At 36.2% G+C, this 19,282-nt stretch carries 15 protein-coding genes; 7 read left to right on the top strand and 8 right to left on the bottom strand.

Features of this window, described 5'->3' with window-relative positions:
- Positions 1 to 940: 940 nt before the first annotated feature.
- Positions 941 to 1,120 (top strand): replication restart DNA helicase PriA, encoded by a 180-nt coding sequence (locus ANA7108_RS30865; protein ID WP_084776881.1) that lies wholly within the window; start codon positions 941 to 943, stop codon positions 1,118 to 1,120.
- Between the two features lie 74 nt (positions 1,121 to 1,194).
- Here the strand turns inward: ANA7108_RS30865 and rlmN are convergent, their stop codons facing one another.
- The 4 genes from rlmN to lgt form a co-directional block, all read right to left on the bottom strand.
- A complete protein-coding gene (gene rlmN, locus ANA7108_RS0106795) occupies positions 1,195 to 2,265 on the bottom strand; it encodes a 23S rRNA (adenine(2503)-C(2))-methyltransferase RlmN (RefSeq protein WP_016950020.1) in 1,071 nt (356 codons plus the stop codon).
- A 46-nt stretch (positions 2,266 to 2,311) separates the two neighbouring features.
- On the bottom strand, positions 2,312 to 7,735 hold the full coding sequence (locus tag ANA7108_RS0106800) for an ATP-binding sensor histidine kinase (RefSeq protein ID WP_016950021.1): 5,424 nt from the start codon (positions 7,733 to 7,735) through the stop codon (positions 2,312 to 2,314).
- 88 nt (positions 7,736 to 7,823) lie between these two features.
- Entirely contained in the window at positions 7,824 to 8,633 is an 810-nt protein-coding gene (gene cobM / locus ANA7108_RS0106805) for a precorrin-4 C(11)-methyltransferase (protein ID WP_016950022.1), read from the bottom strand.
- A 197-nt stretch (positions 8,634 to 8,830) separates the two neighbouring features.
- A complete protein-coding gene (gene lgt / locus ANA7108_RS0106810) occupies positions 8,831 to 9,703 on the bottom strand; it encodes a prolipoprotein diacylglyceryl transferase (protein WP_016950023.1) in 873 nt (290 codons plus the stop codon).
- Positions 9,704 to 10,066: 363 nt separating this feature from the next.
- Between lgt and coaD the strand changes: the two genes are divergently transcribed.
- Together coaD and ANA7108_RS0106820 are read left to right on the top strand one after the other, a co-directional pair.
- Positions 10,067 to 10,618 carry a pantetheine-phosphate adenylyltransferase gene (gene coaD, locus ANA7108_RS0106815; RefSeq protein ID WP_016950024.1) on the top strand — a complete coding sequence of 184 codons (552 nt, stop codon included), beginning with the start codon at positions 10,067 to 10,069 and terminating at the stop codon, positions 10,616 to 10,618.
- Positions 10,528 to 11,196 (top strand): DivIVA domain-containing protein, encoded by a 669-nt coding sequence (locus tag ANA7108_RS0106820; RefSeq protein ID WP_042490300.1) that lies wholly within the window; start codon positions 10,528 to 10,530, stop codon positions 11,194 to 11,196. The genes coaD and ANA7108_RS0106820 overlap by 91 nt, the downstream gene beginning before the upstream one ends.
- A 184-nt stretch (positions 11,197 to 11,380) precedes the next feature.
- On the opposite strand, the gene ANA7108_RS26980 is transcribed toward ANA7108_RS0106820, so the two are convergent.
- Complete coding sequence (locus ANA7108_RS26980; RefSeq protein ID WP_202804367.1) at positions 11,381 to 11,701, bottom strand: type II toxin-antitoxin system VapC family toxin; 321 nt, start codon at positions 11,699 to 11,701, stop codon at positions 11,381 to 11,383.
- 71 nt (positions 11,702 to 11,772) lie between these two features.
- The gene (locus ANA7108_RS0106830) at positions 11,773 to 12,033 is read right to left on the bottom strand and encodes a hypothetical protein (RefSeq protein ID WP_016950027.1); all 261 of its coding nucleotides are present in this window, start codon (positions 12,031 to 12,033) and stop codon (positions 11,773 to 11,775) included.
- Positions 12,034 to 12,240: 207 nt separating this feature from the next.
- On the opposite strand from ANA7108_RS0106830, the gene ANA7108_RS0106835 reads away from it, so the two are divergent.
- The 3 genes from ANA7108_RS0106835 to ANA7108_RS0106845 all read left to right on the top strand — a co-directional run bounded on the left by ANA7108_RS0106835 (position 12,241) and on the right by ANA7108_RS0106845 (position 16,405).
- On the top strand, positions 12,241 to 13,383 hold the full coding sequence (locus tag ANA7108_RS0106835; protein WP_026103995.1) for an IS4 family transposase: 1,143 nt from the start codon (positions 12,241 to 12,243) through the stop codon (positions 13,381 to 13,383).
- A 124-nt stretch (positions 13,384 to 13,507) separates the two neighbouring features.
- Positions 13,508 to 15,853 (top strand): SpoIIE family protein phosphatase, encoded by a 2,346-nt coding sequence (locus ANA7108_RS0106840; RefSeq protein WP_016950028.1) that lies wholly within the window; start codon positions 13,508 to 13,510, stop codon positions 15,851 to 15,853.
- A gap of 174 nt (positions 15,854 to 16,027) precedes the next feature.
- Positions 16,028 to 16,405 carry an STAS domain-containing protein gene (locus tag ANA7108_RS0106845; protein WP_016950029.1) on the top strand — a complete coding sequence of 126 codons (378 nt, stop codon included), beginning with the start codon at positions 16,028 to 16,030 and terminating at the stop codon, positions 16,403 to 16,405.
- A 5-nt stretch (positions 16,406 to 16,410) separates the two neighbouring features.
- On the opposite strand, the gene ANA7108_RS0106850 is transcribed toward ANA7108_RS0106845, so the two are convergent.
- Positions 16,411 to 17,544, bottom strand: coding sequence for a hypothetical protein (locus ANA7108_RS0106850; protein WP_016950030.1), 1,134 nt, complete (start codon positions 17,542 to 17,544; stop codon positions 16,411 to 16,413).
- A 148-nt stretch (positions 17,545 to 17,692) separates the two neighbouring features.
- Positions 17,693 to 18,643, bottom strand: coding sequence for a sulfotransferase (locus ANA7108_RS0106855; RefSeq protein ID WP_016950031.1), 951 nt, complete (start codon positions 18,641 to 18,643; stop codon positions 17,693 to 17,695).
- A 38-nt stretch (positions 18,644 to 18,681) separates the two neighbouring features.
- On the opposite strand from ANA7108_RS0106855, the gene ANA7108_RS31365 reads away from it, so the two are divergent.
- On the top strand, positions 18,682 to 18,834 hold the full coding sequence (locus ANA7108_RS31365) for a transposase (protein WP_369750737.1): 153 nt from the start codon (positions 18,682 to 18,684) through the stop codon (positions 18,832 to 18,834).
- The last annotated feature ends 448 nt before the right edge of the window (positions 18,835 to 19,282 follow it).

The raw sequence follows: 19,282 nt of genomic DNA on the forward strand, positions 1-19,282 counted from the left end.
TCATCAGTTGGTGTCCTAACTGCTCTGTCTTGTTGGTATAGTTGAGATAGGGAACTCCTTACAGAGAAGAAGGATTTTAGCCAAATTGTATTTGATACAAAGATATTCAATGTTATGGCAAACTTGAGAACAACATCGTCAAAAGTAGGGATGATGTAGTAGATTTATCCACTAATACCAATTCTATGTAAAGCTGCGCCAAATTTATTTGGTCAGGACTTACGCAACTGGCACATTGGTAGGGTGTGGTTCGGCAAGCTCACCAACCACGTCAGATATCAACAATCTGTTTATTTGCAGGATTTATGCAGTAGTAAAGCACCCTACAACAGATTTTCGGTGTGACACTTGCGTAAGTCCTATTTATAAGGAAACAGTATAAATTGCAGGAGCTACAACAATTCTCAACAGCACTGTATCAATTTCAACCTGATCCAAGTTGAGAACTGGAGTTTTTCAAAAGGGAACAGGGAACTCTTAACAGGGAACTCTTAACAGGGAAGAGTATAAGATTTGGGAATAAAACCCAATTCTAAAAAAACTAAGGATTTCAAAGTAGACGTGGTTTCATTTTAATTAAGATGCTTACTAGACAATAAATATTAATTAAATATAAAAAAATATTTTTTGTAACTTGGGCTACAGTTTTTCCTATCTGGTAACGCTTCAATACAAAAACAACTTATTCTTATAAAATGAAAAACAACAGCATCTCAAGGATAAAGTAATGGGGATCACTACAAAGCTAGAAAATCACAAGTAAATTTATATATCTAAAGTGTGATGACAAACAGTATCAAAGTGACGATGATAAAAGCGAATATCAATTTTTTCTTTGTTAAAATTTGTTAAAAATCATTAGCCTAAATTAAGACGGAAATATTTCCTGATTAGGATTGCAGTTTTTTTCTAAAAATTTATTAAATCCAGGGGTTTTAAAATGCAAGTTTCACAAAAGATTCACTGCCCAAACTGCGGTAGTTCAGCTGAACGTCACTATATTGCTGAGAGTCAAGTCACGCGGACACAATGCCCAAATTGTGACTATTTAATGATAACTTGCACTCGCACTGGTAAAGTAATTGAGGCTTATGCCCCTGGTATTTACGCTAAAAGATAGGGGACTGGGGACTGGGAAAAATTAAGATATTACCTTCTTGCTTCTTACTCCTATTAGCTGTCACCTGTCACCTGTCACCTTTTCCTTGTTCTCAATTGTCCACAAGCCGCATCGGCTTCTAAACCGCGAGAATAACGAACACTAACAGCAGTATTTTGCTGCTGGAGAACGTTAACGAATGCTTGAATGCGATCGCGGTTTGGTCTTTTGTAGTCTACTTCTTGAATGGGATTGTAAGGAATCAAGTTGACATGACTTTGAAAACCTCGCAGACGTTTTGATAGTTCTAAAGCGTGTTCTGGTAAATCGTTCACCCCAGCTAAAAGAATGTATTCAAAAGTAACTCTGCGTCCAGTAATTTCTACATATTCTCGACATTCATCTAGTAAATCTTCTATGGGGTAGGGTTTAGCACTAGGGATAAGTTGTTCACGTAATGCTTGATTTGGTGCGTGGAGACTGACAGCTAAAGTGACTTGAAAATGGTGTTCAGCTAATTGACGAATGCGATCGCGGATGCCTACAGTAGAAACAGTCAGAAATCGCGCTCCTATACCCACATCTTGATTAATAGATTTGATTGCAGAGATGACATTTTGTGTATTCAGCAAGGGTTCACCCATGCCCATAAACACCACATTACTTACCCGTTCCTGAAAATCTTCTTGCACAGTCAAAACTTGATCAACGATTTCCGCACAGCTAAGATTACGCTTATAACCACCTTTACCAGTAGCGCAGAAATCACAAGCCATCGGACAACCGACTTGAGTAGAAACACAGACTGTTAAACGCTTACCGCTGGGAATACCAACGGTTTCCACAATTTCCCCATCTGCAAGCTTGAGTAAGTATTTGACTGTGTCATCGGGGGCAACGGAACGGTAATGTAGAGATGAGCGGCCAATGGGGATATCTGCAACTTGGGTGCGCCAATTTTTAGGAAAGACAGAAATATCAGCGAGCGATCGCACTCCCTGATTATAAATCCAATCATGCAATTGTTTTCCCCGATAAGCAGGTTGTCCCTGTTGCTGCACCCAAACAGTTAACTCCGCTACCGAAGCACCGAGGAGGGGGGGAATAAATTGAGATTTTGCGGAGTTGGGTGAATCTACCGGAGATACAAACGATGTAGCAGACATAAAAAATTCAGAATTAATGCTGGATCTCTATCCTACAGCTGCTATCTCAACTTGTCGTGGCTTTGAGATTTAAATTGATAGGAATTTCAATTAAAAATTCTGTTCCCTGTTCAGGTTCAGAGATACACTCTATCTTACCACCATGCTTGTCTACGACAATTTGATAACTAATTGACAATCCTAAACCCGTACCTTCACCAACAGGTTTCGTCGTGAAAAAAGGATCAAATATACGTTGCTTAACTTCAGAACTCATTCCCATACCATTATCTTTAATCGTAATTCTTACCCAATTTTTGTTACTGATTTGAGTATGAATAGTAATATGACTAGAATTACTTTTTCGGATTTCTGGTGATAAATTCTGCTCATATGTATGTAGTGCATCAATAGCATTACTAATAATATTCATAAATACCTGATTTAACTGAGAAGGATAACAAGTCACTAAAGGTAGTTGAGCATAATCTTTAATAACTATATTTGGTGAATATCCTAACTTATCTTTAAAACGAGGCTGTAAAAGCATTAATGTACTTTCAATACCTTCATGAATATCTACAGGCTTCATCTCAGATTCATCAAGTCGGGCAAAATTACGTAAGCCCAGAACAATCTTGCGAATCCGCTCTGATCCTAATTTCATAGAATCTAGAACTTTTGGCAAGTCTTGAATCAGAAAATTAAAATCAATATTTTCTTTATTCTCCTGAATACTTTTAGTAGGATTTGGATACTCTTGTTGGTAGATATTGAGTAAATTTATTAAAGCCTGAATATAGTTACTAGCGTGTTCAACATTTGCATAAATAAAATTTACGGGATTATTAATTTCATGGGCAATACCTGCAACCATTTGCCCCAAGCTAGACATTTTCTCGGTTTGAATAAGTTGGGATTGTGTTAACTTTAATTTATGCAATGTTTTTTCTAAAAAAAGATTTTTTTCATTTAACTCCTGAGTTCTATAAGCCACCTTTTCTTCTAATTTACTATATAATTGAGCATTCTCTAACGAAATAGCTGCTTGGGAAGATAGCAGCTTTAATACTTTTAACCTTTCGGGATTGAATGCACCTGTAATTAACTCATTTTCTAAATAAATAATACCGACAATTTTTCCATGACTAAGAATAGGACTACATAATATAGACTTGGGCTGATATTTTATAATATAAGGATCAGCAATGAAATTACCTGCCGCACTAGCATTATTAATTAATAAAAATTCTCGTGTATTATAGACATAATTAATAATACTTAAAGGTATATTTTGACTGTTATTAATAGGAATGGATTGCAACCCAATCCCCTGAGCATCAATAGATTGCGCTACCAGGATTAAATTTCCCTCTTGTTGCAAAATCAAAGTTGCTTTTTTTGCTCCTACATTTTCTATAATTACTTGCAAGAGAGTATGCAATAATTTATCTATCTCAATTTCCGAAGAAATAGCTAGAGATGCTTTAGTAACAGTTTCTAAGTCTAAAATAGCTGAAACACTTGTAATATTAGGCTCAGATATAATCTTGCTAATAAAAGCAGGTACTTCACTTTGGTGCAGTATGATTTTTTTCTGCTTGAGAATGGGATCTAGCAATTGAGGGTAGGATTTTTCTAAATCCTCAATTTTAGCTTTAGCACCCCAATTAACGTAACAGTAATAAGCATCTATTAAATATGTTTGAGCAATTTTTTCCTTACCCAAATTTATAAAAAATTGAGCAGCTAATTTATTAGCTAGTGCTTCTTCCTGAATATATCCAGTTTCCTTAGCTCCTTTAATGGCTTGTTCATAAAGTTCTACAGCTTGCCAATTATTCCCTAAAACTCTAGCTTTTTCAGCTTCCACTAAATCATACTTATGTTTAAAATTACAGGGGGCATAATTAGTCCAAATTTGCATCTGTTGCTGATTAGCTAAAACTTGTTGTAAATATTGTTTTTGGTCATTGATTGATTGGTGATGATATTCAGCTAAAAGAGCCAAAGAGTAGTAGTAAGTATGTTCACAGACAATAATTTGTCCTCTCACAGAGGCTGTATATTGTTTGCCTAAAACAGCACTATTAATAGCTTGCTTATTTTTTCCAAACAAGTAAAAGAGTATGGTCTCAGCTAGATAGAATGTGAAAAGACAATTATAATTTTTAGTCTCAAGCAATGATAAATATAATTGTTCATTGACAAAATCACCATTTAGTTGGTGTTGATTGTCAGTGAGTTCCATAAGATTAAATATCATTTGCTTCCAAATTTTTTGATTACTAATACTCCATTGTTGTTGAAGATTAATCATTAAAGCAATATGCTGATCTATGGATTGGGATATATCTATTAAATTCTCACCAGCAAGTACTAACTTAAATACATAATTAGCAGAACAGTAAGCAACATATTCTATTTCTCCCATTTCCAAACCGTAATAGATATTTTCTTGTAAAGGAAGAAGTAATTCTCGAAAATGCTGCTTCCAACATTTAATACCTCCATACCAAAAAAGTATGACTCTAAATCTGATATTGCCAGCGTTAAATTTATCAGACAAATTTAATGCTAATTCACCATAACGATATCCAGTATCTATCTCTAAAAAAGTACCGCATAGGAGGAAACCATAGAAAACATATCCGTAAGCCGAAGTGGAAGAGTTTCCATATTTAACAGATATATCTATCATAGTAAATATAATTGGCAGTAAGAATTCTGAATTCACAAAATAGGCTGCTGCAATCATACTCATTAATATCCGCATGACTGCCAGTTGATCAGGATCTGTCATGATTGGTAAATTGATTAAATCCTCAATGTTTATGATTTGTGGAGGTGATTTTTCTAAAATAACTCCAAACATTTGCAGTAAATTTAACCCTGTATCAATTGCTAATTGCATCTTTACTTGAGCCATATACATCTGCATTTGAGCTTCATAAACTCTGACTTGATCAAGTAGACTAATTGCATTTTGCTTGACTATTTCTACATAAATGCTAGATTGCTCAAAGTTAACGTTTAAATATTCTGCTTCTACGGCTTCTACATAAAGATTTAATGTCAATTGATATTGATGCTGCCAACTATCTGTAGGTAAAAATCCTAAACCCATATTCAAATATTTAACAGCAGCATCATAAGCTGTAGAAGATTTGGCTTTAGAACCAGCAATTAAATTAAGTTGAGCTAATTTATATTTTTCTGAATCAGTTGTAATTAAATCAATTCCAAAATTAAACTGATTTACGATAGTAAATATATGTTCTTCTAGTTCAACAGAATTTGTGTGTTGTAAAATGAGTTGACCAATTTTTAAGTGAATTGCTCGTTTATCTCTTTCAGGAATAAGATGATAAGCAGCTTGTTGAACTCTGTCATGTAGAAATTTGTATTTAATTATTACTTGTTCAGAGTTATTAATTTCTAAATCTGCGGTAGATACAGAAACATTATCTGTAAAGAACTTGTAGACTTGATTTTGTGGTAGAATAAGCCCTTCTTGTAAAGCTTGCCACAACTCTGCGGCTGTTTCTGCATGGGGTCTTCCATAGACTATAGATAAAGTATGTAAATCAAATTGGTTGCCAATACAAGCTGCTATTTTTAATATATTCTGTGTATTATTTGGTAATTTTTGTAACTGGATGGCTAAAAATTGCAGTACATCATTATATTGATGTAAAGCCTTAGCTTCATTAATATCACATTGCCAATAACCGAGATTAAAATTAAAACTAATTAACCCATCTTCATAAAGAGATTTTAGTAATTGGTTACTAAAAAATGGATTACCTTGTGCTTTTGTTAAAAGTAATTTAGTTAAAGTTATGGCTTCTGCCTGTGAGCAACCTAGAGTATCTGTAATCAAAAGATTAAGGTGAGATTTATCTAAAGGTCTCAGGGTAATTTGATTAACTACAGCTTGAGTTTTACGAATATTATCTAATGTGATGATGAAAGGATGTCCAGGGTAAACTTCATTATCTCGATATGCACCAATTAATAAAAGATATTGTACATCTGTTTCATTCATCAATAATTCTATTAACTTTAAAGAAGTAGCATCTGCCCATTGTAAATCATCCAAAAAAATCACCAAAGGATGTTCTTTAGCGGCAAATACTTTAATAAAATTACCAAATAGCAAATTAAAGCGATTTTGAGAAGCAATCCCTATCAGTTCTGGAACATTAGGTTGCTTACCAATAATATTTTCTAATTTAGGAATCACATCAATTATTACTTTTGCTTGCTCCCCTAAAGCTAATAAAATCTTATCTTTCCATTGTTGTAGATTGGCTGCGCTTTCAGTTAATATTTGATTTAATAAGCTTTCTAATGATTCCAAAAACCCAGAGAAAGGAATATTACGTTGAAGTTGGTCATATTTACCAGAAATAAAATAAGCTTTGTTAAGAATAATAGGTTTATGAACTTCATTAATAACAGATGTTTTGCCAATTCCAGAAAAACCCCCAACTAGCATCAATTCCTTGGTGCCATTGCTAATTCTTTCAAAGGCATTTAATAATGTTGTAATTTCATTTTCTCTACCATAAATTTTTTCGGGAATCAGAAAGCGTTGTGATATATCACTGGTTCCTAATTGAAAATTAGAAATTTCTCCACTATTTAGTAACATCTGCTGACAAATTTCTAAATCATGTCTAATTCCTTTTGCAGTTTGATATCTGTTTTCAGGCATTTTTGCCATTAGCTTTGTAATGATATCTGCAATAATCTGAGGAATGTGAGGATTAATTTCTCTAGGATTTTTTGGTTGTTTTGCTAAATGGCAGTGTAGTAATTCTAAGGGATTATTACTATCAAAAGGTAAGTTGGCTGTGAGTAGTTGATAAAAGGTAACACCTAGAGAGTAAAAATCGGTACGGTAGTCTATGGCTCGATTCATTCTTCCTGTTTGTTCAGGTGACATATAAGCAAATGTCCCTTCCAATACATTCGGGCTTTTTATTTCGGCGTTTTCTTTAGGCAATAGACAGGAAATACTGAAATCTATTAGCTTAATTTGTTTATTTTCTGGATTAATAATAATATTTTTAGGCTTGATATCTTTATGAATAATATTTTGTTCATAAATAAAATCTAATGCTTTAGTAATTGGAATAGCAATAGTAAAAAAAAGCTCTAGGCTTAATGGTTGAGAATTAGCATATTCATGTAGAGATATTCCGCCAATATCTTCTATAATCAACGCATAACTATTAGCATAGGGTTCTAGTTTATAACATTTAATAATATTTGGATGTTCTATTTTTTGGGCAATGGCAAATTGATTTTTTAGCGAAATCAATTCGCACAATTGAGGATACTGTGCATTCAAGGTTTTGATAATGACAGGAGTCTGTGTCTTCTCTTGCTCACCACGATAAACAGTAGTTCTGGGACTAACATAAATAACTTCCGTAATCCGATAACCAGGAATAGTAATAGCAGAAATTTTGCTTTTGCTCATAAAGCTGGGTACAAATCAATTCCAAATCAAAAATTGTTAACTTAAACAATGGAAATTATGCTATTAATTTTACCTTCCTCTTGATTATTTAATGATGAGATGAACGAAATAAATGATTATGTTCAGGGTGGTATAAACGAGAGCGTCCATTTACTGCTAAGAGTGCAGGACTAATTATATAAAGTGTAGTCCGTAGCAATTGTTCTTGATGGGTACAGTTAGCCATTTCCGCAAGTGGGACAACCCGGATTTTTTCATCAGGCCAACCAACACGAAAACAAATGGCTACTTGGGTTTGTGGTGGATAATGTTCTAGTAGTTTAGCTTGTGCCTCAGCAACATGACGCGCACTTAGATATAAACAGATACTAGCCTGATGTGCTGCTAAAGTGGCTAATTCTTCTGTAGCGGGAACCTCTGTGCGGCCACTAATGCGGGTAAGGATAATAGTCTGTACCAACCCAGGGATAGTTAGTTCGATTTTCAGTTGAGCGGCTGCGGCTTGAAAGGCACTGATTCCAGGGATAACTTCAAAGGGGATATGATCTGCTGCTAAAAGCTGCATTTGCTCTTGTATGGCACTGTAGAGACTAGGATCACCAGAATGAAGACGAACCACAGATTTATGCGATCGCACCCTTTCAATCATAATCGGTAAAATCTCTTCTAAAGTCTTATTGGCAGTTTGAATGATCTCCGCATCTGAGCGACAAATATCTAAAATCTGTGCTGGTACTAAGGAATCAGCAAATAAAATTACATCAGCCCTGGCCAAGAGTTTGTGCGCTTTAACCGTTAATAAATCAGGATCTCCCGGTCCTGCACCCACAATATAGACAGCGGCTGCTAAGGAATTTAACTGAGCTTTATCACTCAAATTACGCATATATTCACTCATACACAACTATAAATTAATGTCGCTAAAAAATTCTTTTGGCATTTCTGCCGCAGCTTTCCGGATTCACCCCCTTGAGGTTGTAGAAAGAAATGGTAGATGCACCCTGGTTAAGCCCTAGAGAACACTCTGGGGCATTTTTTATGGGGATAGAGGATAGGTAATATCATGTCCCCAGGTCAGTCGTAATAATTAAGTATTCAACCAGATACAATATCACTCTTTGAGGGGGGAACTACATCGGGTAAAGAGCGTTTTAGCAAATAAAGCCAAGCTAAACCAATTATTCCGAAAATAATGCCACTTAAACTGACTATTTGGGCAATTCTCAGCGGACCTAGCATCAAGCTATCTGTGCGTAAGCCTTCTATCCAAAAGCGTCCTAAGCTATAAGCCACCCAGTAAACTAGAAATAGCGTCCCTAGCTTCAGCCGTGGGCGATTAGATAGAGTGCGAAAAAATAAAGTCAGCAGCAGGGCAAACACCATTAAATCCCACAAAGACTCATAGAGAAAGGTGGGATGGAAATATTCAAAATTAGCCAAGCTGAGGGGACGACGCTCTGGGGGAATATATAATTTCCAAGGTAAACTTGTGGGACCACCAAAAGCTTCAGAGTTGAAAAAATTTCCCCAACGTCCAATCGCTTGCCCTAAAATCAACGAAGGCGCTACCAAATCGGTTAATTGCCAGAAAGATATGTGTTTAAGTTTGGCAAAGATTAACGCCGCAGTTACACCACCGATAATCGCACCATGTATGGCAATACCTCCCTGCCAAATAGCAATTATTCGCTCTGGGTGTTGAGAGTATTCTGACCATTGAAACAAAACATAATATATCCTAGCTGCTGGAATAGCGCCAATTACCAGCCAAATGGACAAATCGCTGAGTAAATCTGGATTAACGTGACGACGCTTTGCTAAGTATTGGGAAAGACTCACACCAATTAACACAGCCGAGGCAATCAACAAGCCATACCAGCGGATAACTATTGGTCCTATTTTTACCAGAATCGGTCCGGGAGAAGTAAATTGAAACGCTAAGGGCAATGCCGAAAAATCCAGTTCCATGCAAAATTACCTTAAATATTTTGATGACGAGAGGATTTTAAAATCCTTATTCCCTTTCTAGTGTAGGATTACGTATCTTTTTCCTTTGCATCCTACTCTTTGAGACGTTTCGCTAATACAGTTCATTTAATCGGTATTCTTTTGGTGGGAACGAGGTAGGCGCGACCCACCCTAAAAATCATAAGCTGTAGTGATTTGAATTTCTACATTTTGGGAAGATGAAGATCAATCAATTCAAAATGCCAAAGCACTCCTACCAACTTCATTCTGGTTTTTAGCTTCTACTTGTAATGCTAGATTTAAGTAAGTTAAATTAGATTATGTCGATATAATCACCTAAAGTACATTGATGCATCTACGATTGTGATTGCGATTTATCCTGGTAGTTTTGATCCCATTACCTTGGGACACCTTGACATAATTCGGCGCAGTAGTCGGCTGTTTGAGCAGGTGATAGTCGCTGTATTGGGAAATCCTAACAAAATGCCACTGTTTACAGTGCAGCAAAGGTTAGCACAGATTCGCCTAACTACAAAACATTTACCAAATGTGGAAGTAGATAGCTTTAATGGTTTGACTGTCAACTATGCCAATTTGCGACAAGCACAAGTTTTAATCAGGGGTTTAAGAGCAGTTTCTGACTTTGAAATCGAGCTACAAATGGCGCACACTAATAAAACACTTTCGACTCAGATAGAGACGGTTTTTCTGGCCACCTCGAATGAGTATAGTTTTTTAAGTAGTAGTGTGGTAAAAGAGATTGCAAAGTTTGGTGGCTCTGTTGATCATCTTGTTCCTCCACACATTGCCCTGGATATATACCAATGCTACAACCAAAACTCTCCAGTCCTGAGTCCAATCACAACGGAAACAATCCTCTCCCCCAGGAGCATCCCAATGGACAACCAGGGGTAGATATTCAGCAGGAACTTAACCGTCTAGAGGATATGGTTCTCTCTAGTTTAAGAATTCCGCTGACGGGACGTACGCTCATAGATGAAGAAAAGCTCTTAGAACAGTTGGATTTTGTCCGTCTTTCCTTACCATCTGTGTTTCAGGAATCAGCAGAGTTACTCCAACAAAAGGAGGAAATCATGCTGGAAGCTGAGGAATATGGACAGCAGGTTGTGGAAGCTGCACAAGCTAAAAGAGCGCAAATTTTGGCGGAAAGCGATATTATCAGACAGGCCGAACGGGAGGCTGAACAATTGCGGCGCAAAGTCCAGCAGGAATGTGACGCAATGATGCAAGACACTGAGGCAGAAATTGACCGCAAACGGCGTGCTTGTATGCAAGAATTGGAAGAAATGCGCCAAAGTGCGATCGCACAAGCTCAAGAAATTGAAGATGGTGCTGATCAATATGCTGATAATGTCCTGGAAAATATCGAACAGGATCTTCAAGAAATGTTGCGAATTATTACTAATGGCAGGTTACAACTGCGTGGAGATATACCAAAGCAGCGTAATTCACCCAATCCTAAGAAGAGATAATCATTCGTAATTCATAATTGTGGGAAAGTTGAAAATCATCTTGATGCCTTACCTTTTTTGGTATTGCATCCAATTTTGATTACATTGATGATGATATATTTTAAACATTAAAATGTCAGAATCAAGATTTATAGGATTTAAGGATTTGCAGGAATTTTATTGTCTAAATCAGATACAGCATCAATTAATAATTTACTTTATTAATATCGGTGTGGGTAAAGTCATTACCTTTGAATAATAAAGGTTGATTTGTAGATTTTGCCAAAGCATAAGAAAAACAATCTCCCATATTCAGTTTTGCTGGATGACGACCCTTACCAAATTTCAAGAATGCTTCACTTGCTAATTGTGCCTGTTCTACACTGAAAGGTACGATAATTATAGACAATGCTGCAATTAATAAATTTAAATTTTCTACACCCTGCTGACCATGTTTAGTACCCAAAACTATTGATGCTTCAACATAACCTGGAGAAGAAAGTAAACAATCTTCGCTTTCGTTAATAAGTTACAGAAAAATCAGTTCTTCAGGTTCAGCATAAATAATTGCCATAATAGCAGAAGTATCAATAACCATTATTCTGGGATTCCAAACTCGTTATAACCAATAATTTCATCAGGAGTTCTGCTATCAAGAACTGGTAAACTTCTAATTTGATGACAAATACTACGAACAAGATTAATATCTATTTTGTTCTCTTTTCGATTTGGTAAGGAAATAGGATGAGCTTGATATAAAAGTTTTCCTGTTATTTCCACCCCGGCAAAATTTTGGGGCAGTTTCAGATATAAAAAACCATTTTCATCTACACGAGCATCAAAATTAATTTGTTGCATTGTCTTTTCTTCTCAATTTAATTACGGAATTTTCGATTTTAGCTCTCTTCAGATTGTAACATATTGTCTGAATCAGGATAACCAGGATTATAGGATTTACCTGAAGGGGAGACAAACAAGGCTGAAAGCAAGGCAATGTAAAGAATGTGACGATTTATGGTAAAAAAAGATAGGTCAAGTATTGTCAATAAGACCTATCTAATGAAAATGATACCAACATTCTATCAAAACCATCTCAGAAGTCAATTAAGTCTAGCAGAATACCTATTGTTAAAAATCCTGCTTCAGATTTTACAGTCAATTAAACAGGTAAGTCTAGAAAGTTTAGCGAATGCCTTACCAATACCCATAAAATTTGAAAGTAGACGCAGAAAAATACAAAGATTTTTATCATTGCCAAAATTAACAATAAAGAAGATATGGTTACCCATAATTGAAGTCTGGTTAGAGACATACCTTCAAGAGAAAGAAACAATATATCTAGTAATAGACCGGACTAAATGGTCATGTATAAATTTATTAATGATCAGCATGGTGTGGGAGAAACGAGCAATACCGATATATTTTGAATTATTGAAGCAAAAAGGAAATAGCAATCTCAAACAACAAACAGAAGCGTTGACCGAGATTTTAGCGATAGTAAAAAAATATAAAATATGTGTATTAGGAGATAGAGAATTCTGTTCTGTCAAATTAGCGAACTGGTTGAAGCAGCAAGGTTTAAGCTTTTGTTTAAGGTTAAGAAAGAATGAATTTGTCAAAAAAGAATCAGATATTTGGTTAGAGTTGAAAGATTTGGGATTAGCACCGGGATTATCGTTATTTTTGCCGGGAGTTAAAGTTACGAAACTTAGAGGTTTTGGATATTTTAATTTAGCCTGTAAATGGAAAAGGAAACTCCAGGGTATAGCACCAAAAGAAGGATGGTTTATTCTCACAGATTTACCAGAGTTAGGAGCAGCTATTACAGCTTATAAACAACGCTTTGATATTGAGGAAATGTTTAGAGATTTTAAAACAGGAGGTTATAATTTAGAAGATACGAAAGTCACGGGAGAACGGTTGATTTCACTAATTTTATTAATAGCTATTGCCTACACATCAGCCACAATTCAGGGACAACAAATTAAACGCAAGGGAGTACAAGAATATGTCGGAAGAGTTAAAGAAAACAGCCGTAGTACCAGACGACATAGCAGTTTTTATATTGGTCTATATGGTTATACTTGGATCAGTTTTATGGATAATTGTCAACCTTTAGTAGCCCAATTAATGAGACTTAATCCTAATAAGCGCAAGTATTATCAACAAGGTCTAAGAGCTATGAACCTTATACAGTCAGTCTTTTAGTTGATTTTGTCCCCCCTTCAGGTTGCAATTTATAAGATAAAATAATTTGTAATCAATAATGAGTCTTCACTACTTGTTATACCAAATATAAGTCTATTCACACCGCTTTAGCAACAAATTTTTTATGAAAAAACCATCCCTATTTAGATTTAAAAGTATTACCCATCGGTTAATATTTAGTTGTGTTGTCGCAGCAATCGCTATTTATGGAGTTTCCTATTGGCAAGCACGTAAACTGTTGCAAAAAAGTGTAGATGGTTGGTTGATTGATTTATCTCAGTCCCGGATTGACACTGTTGCAAATGAGATGGAAGGGAAACTGCAAGCCATTGAAAGAAGTATTCTACTGTCGATTTATGGTATTGAAAAATCTGCACAAAATGCCAATGCTGTTAATCAAAATGAACTGTTACCATTACTAAAAACCCTAGTCGAAAAACAGCCTCAAATTCAGGCAATTGCACTCATCAATGCCAGCAATATTGAAACTGGATGGTACTATGATCGACAGGGAAAATACACCAAACTTAATCCAGAAACAAGCAGAAATTGGCTTAACCGTTGCCAAATCAAGGACAATACCCCAACTTCATCGTTTTGGACACAACCCTATCCCCTAAATCATCCATCAGCTATCACTTATTGCGTTCCTTTATCTGCTAATAGTAATCCAGAAACTAGCCATTGGTTGGCGATTTCAGTGAATTTAGATTGGGTATCTTCTAATATGGCAGAAAAGTTAGCCCAGTCAAATCAATCTCATGGTCTAGAATTGGGCAATTATTTTGTGTTTTCACCATCAAATGCACAATGGATTGTCAAACCAGAAAATCTCCCATTGCTTCAGCAGTGGTTATCTCAGCAAAATAATACTTTAAATAACCTGCAACAAAATCGGGGATTGATTAATACCAGAACTAATTCCCAAGGCATTTTGGTGACGACAAAGGTGAACTCTACAAATTGGATTGTCGGCATCATATTTCCCGCTGCAAAGTTAGAGGAGTTTCAGCAGCAATACCTGTGGTTGATAATTATTTCTATGTCGAAAGATATGTTATTGATATGTGTGGTAATTGCCTTCATTTCTCAACTTACAATCCGTCCACTGCGTCAACTCAACAGCAGCACACAAGAAATGGCTAGAGGCAACTTAGATACCATTCTACCAACAGTTACTTCCGACGATGAAGTGGGGCGGTTAACCCAATCTTTTCGCCAAATGCGCGACTCTCTGCAACTCTATATCAGCAATCTGCAAGAGACAACTGCTGCTAAACAAAAACTAGAAAGCGAACTTTCTATTGCTGCCCAAATTCAGCGCACAATGGTTCCCAAGACTACTGTGGACAGTAGTTGCAATTCGCCATATCTGATATCTGCTTTATTGAAACCTGCGCGGATTGTGGGTGGTGATCTTTATGACTTTTTTCTTTTAGGAAGCGATCGCTTGTGCATAATTATTGGTGATGTCGCTGACAAAGGATTCCCAGCAGCATTACTGATGGCACGCACAGTCACCTTGATTCGCACTCTCACCAAACCCTTCAATACCCCTAGCGAAATCCTGCACACCGTTAATCAGGAACTATGTGCTGAAAATGAAGAATGTTTATTTGTTACCGTATTTTGTGGTGTGATTGATTTACGCAGTGGTAATTTTACTTACGCCAGTGGCGGTCATGATGCCCCTTTATTGATACATAATCGACAAGTTCAGTATTTAGATTTGGAAACTAGTTCACCCCTGGGGTTATATGAAGATTCCGTATTTGTAGAAAGTGAGTGTATACTAGCACCTAATGATTTAATCCTACTTTATACTGATGGCATCACAGAAGCGATGAACTGCGAGGGTGAGATATTTTCTGAGGAACGGTTAATTGAGATTATTACCTCTTATCCACCCACCAATCCAGCCCGTGCAGTACGCACAATTGTACATTTTTGCCAGCAGTTTGTGGGGGATGCACCGCAATCAGATGATATTACTTTGTTAGCTGTGCAGTATTTACCGTCAAGTCCTTTTTCTCAAGCAGTAAATGTTATGGAATGGAACCTGACTCTCAACAGCGAGTTAACCGAGTTGGAGGAAGTGAAACAAAAGTTAAGTGAGATTTTGCAAGCTGCTAGTCTGACTGTGGAATTGATTGAAGATGCCCAGTTAATTGTGGAAGAGGTTTTGGTCAATATTATTGAATATGGTTATGAGAATCGCAGCGACGGTTATATCGATTTGCGGATTGAAATCAATAATCAACAGTTGATGATGACTTTTAAAGATAGTGGTAAGCCTTTTAATCCTTTAACTGACATTGCCTCACCAGATATAATGATGGATGATGAAGAGCGATCGCTAGGAGGATTTGGCTTTTTCTTGGTGCAAGAACTAGCAGAGCAAGTAGACTATGTTTATCTCCACGGTAAGAACATTTTGACAGTCCGGCAAGCGATCGCTCAATTAGCTTAGTACAGCTTTACATAACATCATGGCGAATTAACTATGAAAATTTAAACGCAGAGTGGCGCAGAGGTACACGCAGAGATACGCTGATAATCTGCTATGAATTAATGAAATATTATACTTAGAATCACCCAATTTTAGCTAAACTACAAATAAATACTTAATTGCAAAATAAAACCTATGGCATTGCAAATCTACGTAGAAAATACTGACTCTACCACCTTGTGTTTAGCTTTGGATGGTAAGCTTGATACGCTGACAGCTACTGATTTGGATACATCTATTCAAAAAAGCTTGACACCGAACATCCAGACTCTGATTTTAAATCTCCAGAACTTGAGTTTTATCTCCAGTGCTGGACTACGTGTGTTGGCCAAGGCGCGAAAAACTATGACATCAAGAAAAGGCAAAGTATTTTTCACCCATCCTACCCCTCAAGTTAAGAAAGTATTTGATATTGTCAAAGCTGTTCCTCTCTCTGAAGTGTTTGCCAATACTCAGGAGTTAGATGCCTACTTAACAGCTATGCAAGCTGATGTAGATGGGGAAAATGATTAAAAACCTCATTGAGCAAGCCAAATCTGTAAATGCTTTTCGCCACTCAGCTCCATTACTTCGAGAACAAATAGTAAGCCAAAGGCTGTAGACATAGCCTCTTGTATCTTTACTTGGTAATAACTAGTGAGTTCATTTGGAGGAAATAGAAGCCAATTCTCACCATCCTGACTAGACCAAAGCTGAAATCCATCCTCATTATTGGCTCCAAGATACAGATGTTGAGAATGAGCTACGAGGCACTGAAAAATAGCACCACTTCCCATGTCGAAACTTGGTCCAGTTCCTGATAGAGGAACTCTCAGACCATCAGGTGTACATCTGGGTATACCAGCAATTACATCCCAATCATTATTTGAATAGAGTCGAGTTAATTCAAAAGAATTTAAGTACCAATCTTGAGTAATAGATGCCACACCAGGTACTATGCCACTAACAAAATACAAATCACTGTTAAAAACAGTCATTGCATAAATTTTTTGATTATGAGCAAATCGATAAGCACCATTAGTAATAGCTAATTCCCAAGTATTTGTCTTCTCATCATTGTCTCTATATTTCCATATTTGGAACCCCATCTTTTTATTTAAAGTCGCAATAACTAGAGAATTATTGAAATCTATAAAACCATACAAATCTAGATTGTTTTTATCTTCAAATATTCTCTGAAGATCGATTTCTTGCCAAGTTCCTGAAATGAGAGATTCTCTCGTTAAAATACAAGATTGGCAATTTTTATTGGTAAGACCTTTAAAAGCTAAAGCATATAACTTTTGGCTGGTAGTAAGGAAATGATGAACATCAATAGCCTTTGAGGTTAGATCATTATTGTTAGTAAGAAGCTGATAGTTTTCGCCATCAACTGAATATAAAATTTTTGAACCTAGAGAAGAAATTACACTTAATGTTAGTATAGAATTGCTACCATTCTCTAGGTTTAAGGTACTCAATTTAACACTTAATTCACTTGAACCTATTTCAGAGTCTTTCTTCTCATCTTCTGCTGGCAATTGGATTACTGATAAATCAGTCTCATCCCTATTTAAAACCTCATAATATACTTCCGTCCATTTATTTAAATTAGGTTGATAACGCAGGACTTTAATGCACCATTTTTGCCTTTTATCATCGCTATAACCCATAGCAAAGTAAAGGCATTTCTGGAAAAGAGATATTGAACAAGAATACTGATTTAGTACACTTGGTAAATCGCTAGGAGTAATTTTAGTTAAGTATTCTACTCCGAGTGTCTGTATTGTTAATATGCTATTCTGCATTATTTGTCAGGATTTAGTGATAGCCCATTAAATTTGCTAGTCTAGTTATCTCTTCGATAATTTCTTCATCTGAGGCCAACTGTAATTCGCTTTCCTCCAAAATCTTTTTAAATTCATCTGAAAACCAGTCTAGTTTTTCTTTCTTAAAAAACGCCTCTAAAGATGGTTCCTTAACTCTACCACTACGCAAACTGGGACTTTGCATAAATTTAGGGTCGTTACCACCTCTAGCTGGATAGGGACCAACATAAGCATATGGAGAATTTTCCGGATGTTTCATAGCCTCAATTGCCTCTTTATCAGTCCTCAACCCCATCCACTCAGAAATTTGAGGCAAATACACATCTGGCTCTGATAAAACGTCTTCCCCTTTAATTCGCATTGTTTGGCCTGCTGGCAACGAATTAGTAAAGTTAATAATATTGCAATGGATCTGATACCAACCAATTAAGGTCTCAATCCGACTTTCATTTTGATTATCTAGACGAGCTCGCCTATCTTGAGAAAACTCTTGCATTGATTTCCTTGCCGACACTGGATGCCGAGTTAAATGCAGAAAATACGCTTGGGGATAAAAGGCATACGCTCGTTCTATGTATCCCGGTTTTGCCGATGTCGGAGGGCTTTTCTCTACGCCAATTTTGGGTTTTACCCCTTCAAGTAGATAATCAAGTAGTTGTTTAGTAGTCCAATCTCGTCTTTCATTCAGCCATGCTATAGCCCTAACAATACTTCCTGTTGTTTGTATACCATCATGAAGTTGTGCTAAGGTTCGCAAAACACCAGGAGAACCAGCATATCGTTTAGCTTTTTTGTACTCTAAATCAATTACTTCCTGAACAGTATCTCCAACAAATAAATGCAGTTCTGGAAAGCAATATAACTGAGGATGCTCACCAATAACACTAGAAACAACTGACGAAAATGAGCGAGGAGGAGATAGGATTATTAAGAGATCATGCATTGCAAAACAACTGGTAAATAAAAAATCTTACTTCTTCTATTCCTTGGTATTATCAAGTCATAGCCTACTTTAATAATAGGAAAATCAGCGCTAATTTGGAAGTAATTAATAACAAGTTCAAACTGATCAAAAATTCTGGATATAAATCTAGAAACTTGGAAAGTTTCCGAATTTGGTGTTTATTAAATTAGTATTTTGTTTGCAATTTTAGCATAACAAGTACCGAAGAGTCTTTTTCTGTTAATTCTTTTATTCATTATCCTCGCCAAGTTACAGAAGATAGTTGTGTCCTTATTTTACTTGATATTCAGTCATTAATTACTATCGCAGCTGGTTGTGGTTTTGACCTATCTATTTTCAGGTGGAAGATATGAGATGAGTAATTCGCGGAATATTTCCGCGAATTGATTCCCCTGCTCTCTATTTCTCAGACGCTTAACCACTCTTGATTCTTCTAACCCTTATCCTCGTGCCATTCGGCTATGGGGTTTATATAGCAACCACTTTAACTTCTTTTTCCCCTCCTCCAGCCCTATTTTATGTGGCTTCATCCTAAGATTCGTATAACTCCTGAAAAAATGGGCGAACCGTGAGCTGTTAATAGGAGATATTGGAGTTTTCAGCAGTCACTCTTGCAGT

Origin of the sequence: Anabaena sp. PCC 7108 (assembly GCF_000332135.1) — a bacterium.
In the GTDB taxonomy this organism is placed as follows: Bacteria; Cyanobacteriota; Cyanobacteriia; order Cyanobacteriales; family Nostocaceae; genus Anabaena.

Bases quoted from the DNA above. Each gene is read 5' to 3' on its own strand.
- ANA7108_RS0106845 (WP_016950029.1), top strand. From the start codon at position 16,028: ATGGCATTGCAAATCTACGTAGAAAATACTGACTCTACCACCTTGTGT.
- ANA7108_RS30865 (WP_084776881.1), top strand. From the start codon at position 941: ATGCAAGTTTCACAAAAGATTCACTGCCCAAACTGCGGTAGTTCAGCT.
- ANA7108_RS0106840 (WP_016950028.1), top strand. From the start codon at position 13,508: ATGAAAAAACCATCCCTATTTAGATTTAAAAGTATTACCCATCGGTTA.
- ANA7108_RS0106850 (WP_016950030.1), bottom strand. From the start codon at position 17,544: ATGGGTTATAGCGATGATAAAAGGCAAAAATGGTGCATTAAAGTCCTG.
- ANA7108_RS0106830 (WP_016950027.1), bottom strand. From the start codon at position 12,033: ATGCAACAAATTAATTTTGATGCTCGTGTAGATGAAAATGGTTTTTTA.
- lgt (WP_016950023.1), bottom strand. From the start codon at position 9,703: ATGGAACTGGATTTTTCGGCATTGCCCTTAGCGTTTCAATTTACTTCT.
- ANA7108_RS0106855 (WP_016950031.1), bottom strand. From the start codon at position 18,643: ATGCATGATCTCTTAATAATCCTATCTCCTCCTCGCTCATTTTCGTCA.
- ANA7108_RS0106800 (WP_016950021.1), bottom strand. From the start codon at position 7,735: ATGAGCAAAAGCAAAATTTCTGCTATTACTATTCCTGGTTATCGGATT.
- ANA7108_RS0106820 (WP_042490300.1), top strand. From the start codon at position 10,528: ATGCTACAACCAAAACTCTCCAGTCCTGAGTCCAATCACAACGGAAAC.
- ANA7108_RS0106835 (WP_026103995.1), top strand. From the start codon at position 12,241: ATGATACCAACATTCTATCAAAACCATCTCAGAAGTCAATTAAGTCTA.
- cobM (WP_016950022.1), bottom strand. From the start codon at position 8,633: ATGAGTGAATATATGCGTAATTTGAGTGATAAAGCTCAGTTAAATTCC.
- rlmN (WP_016950020.1), bottom strand. From the start codon at position 2,265: ATGTCTGCTACATCGTTTGTATCTCCGGTAGATTCACCCAACTCCGCA.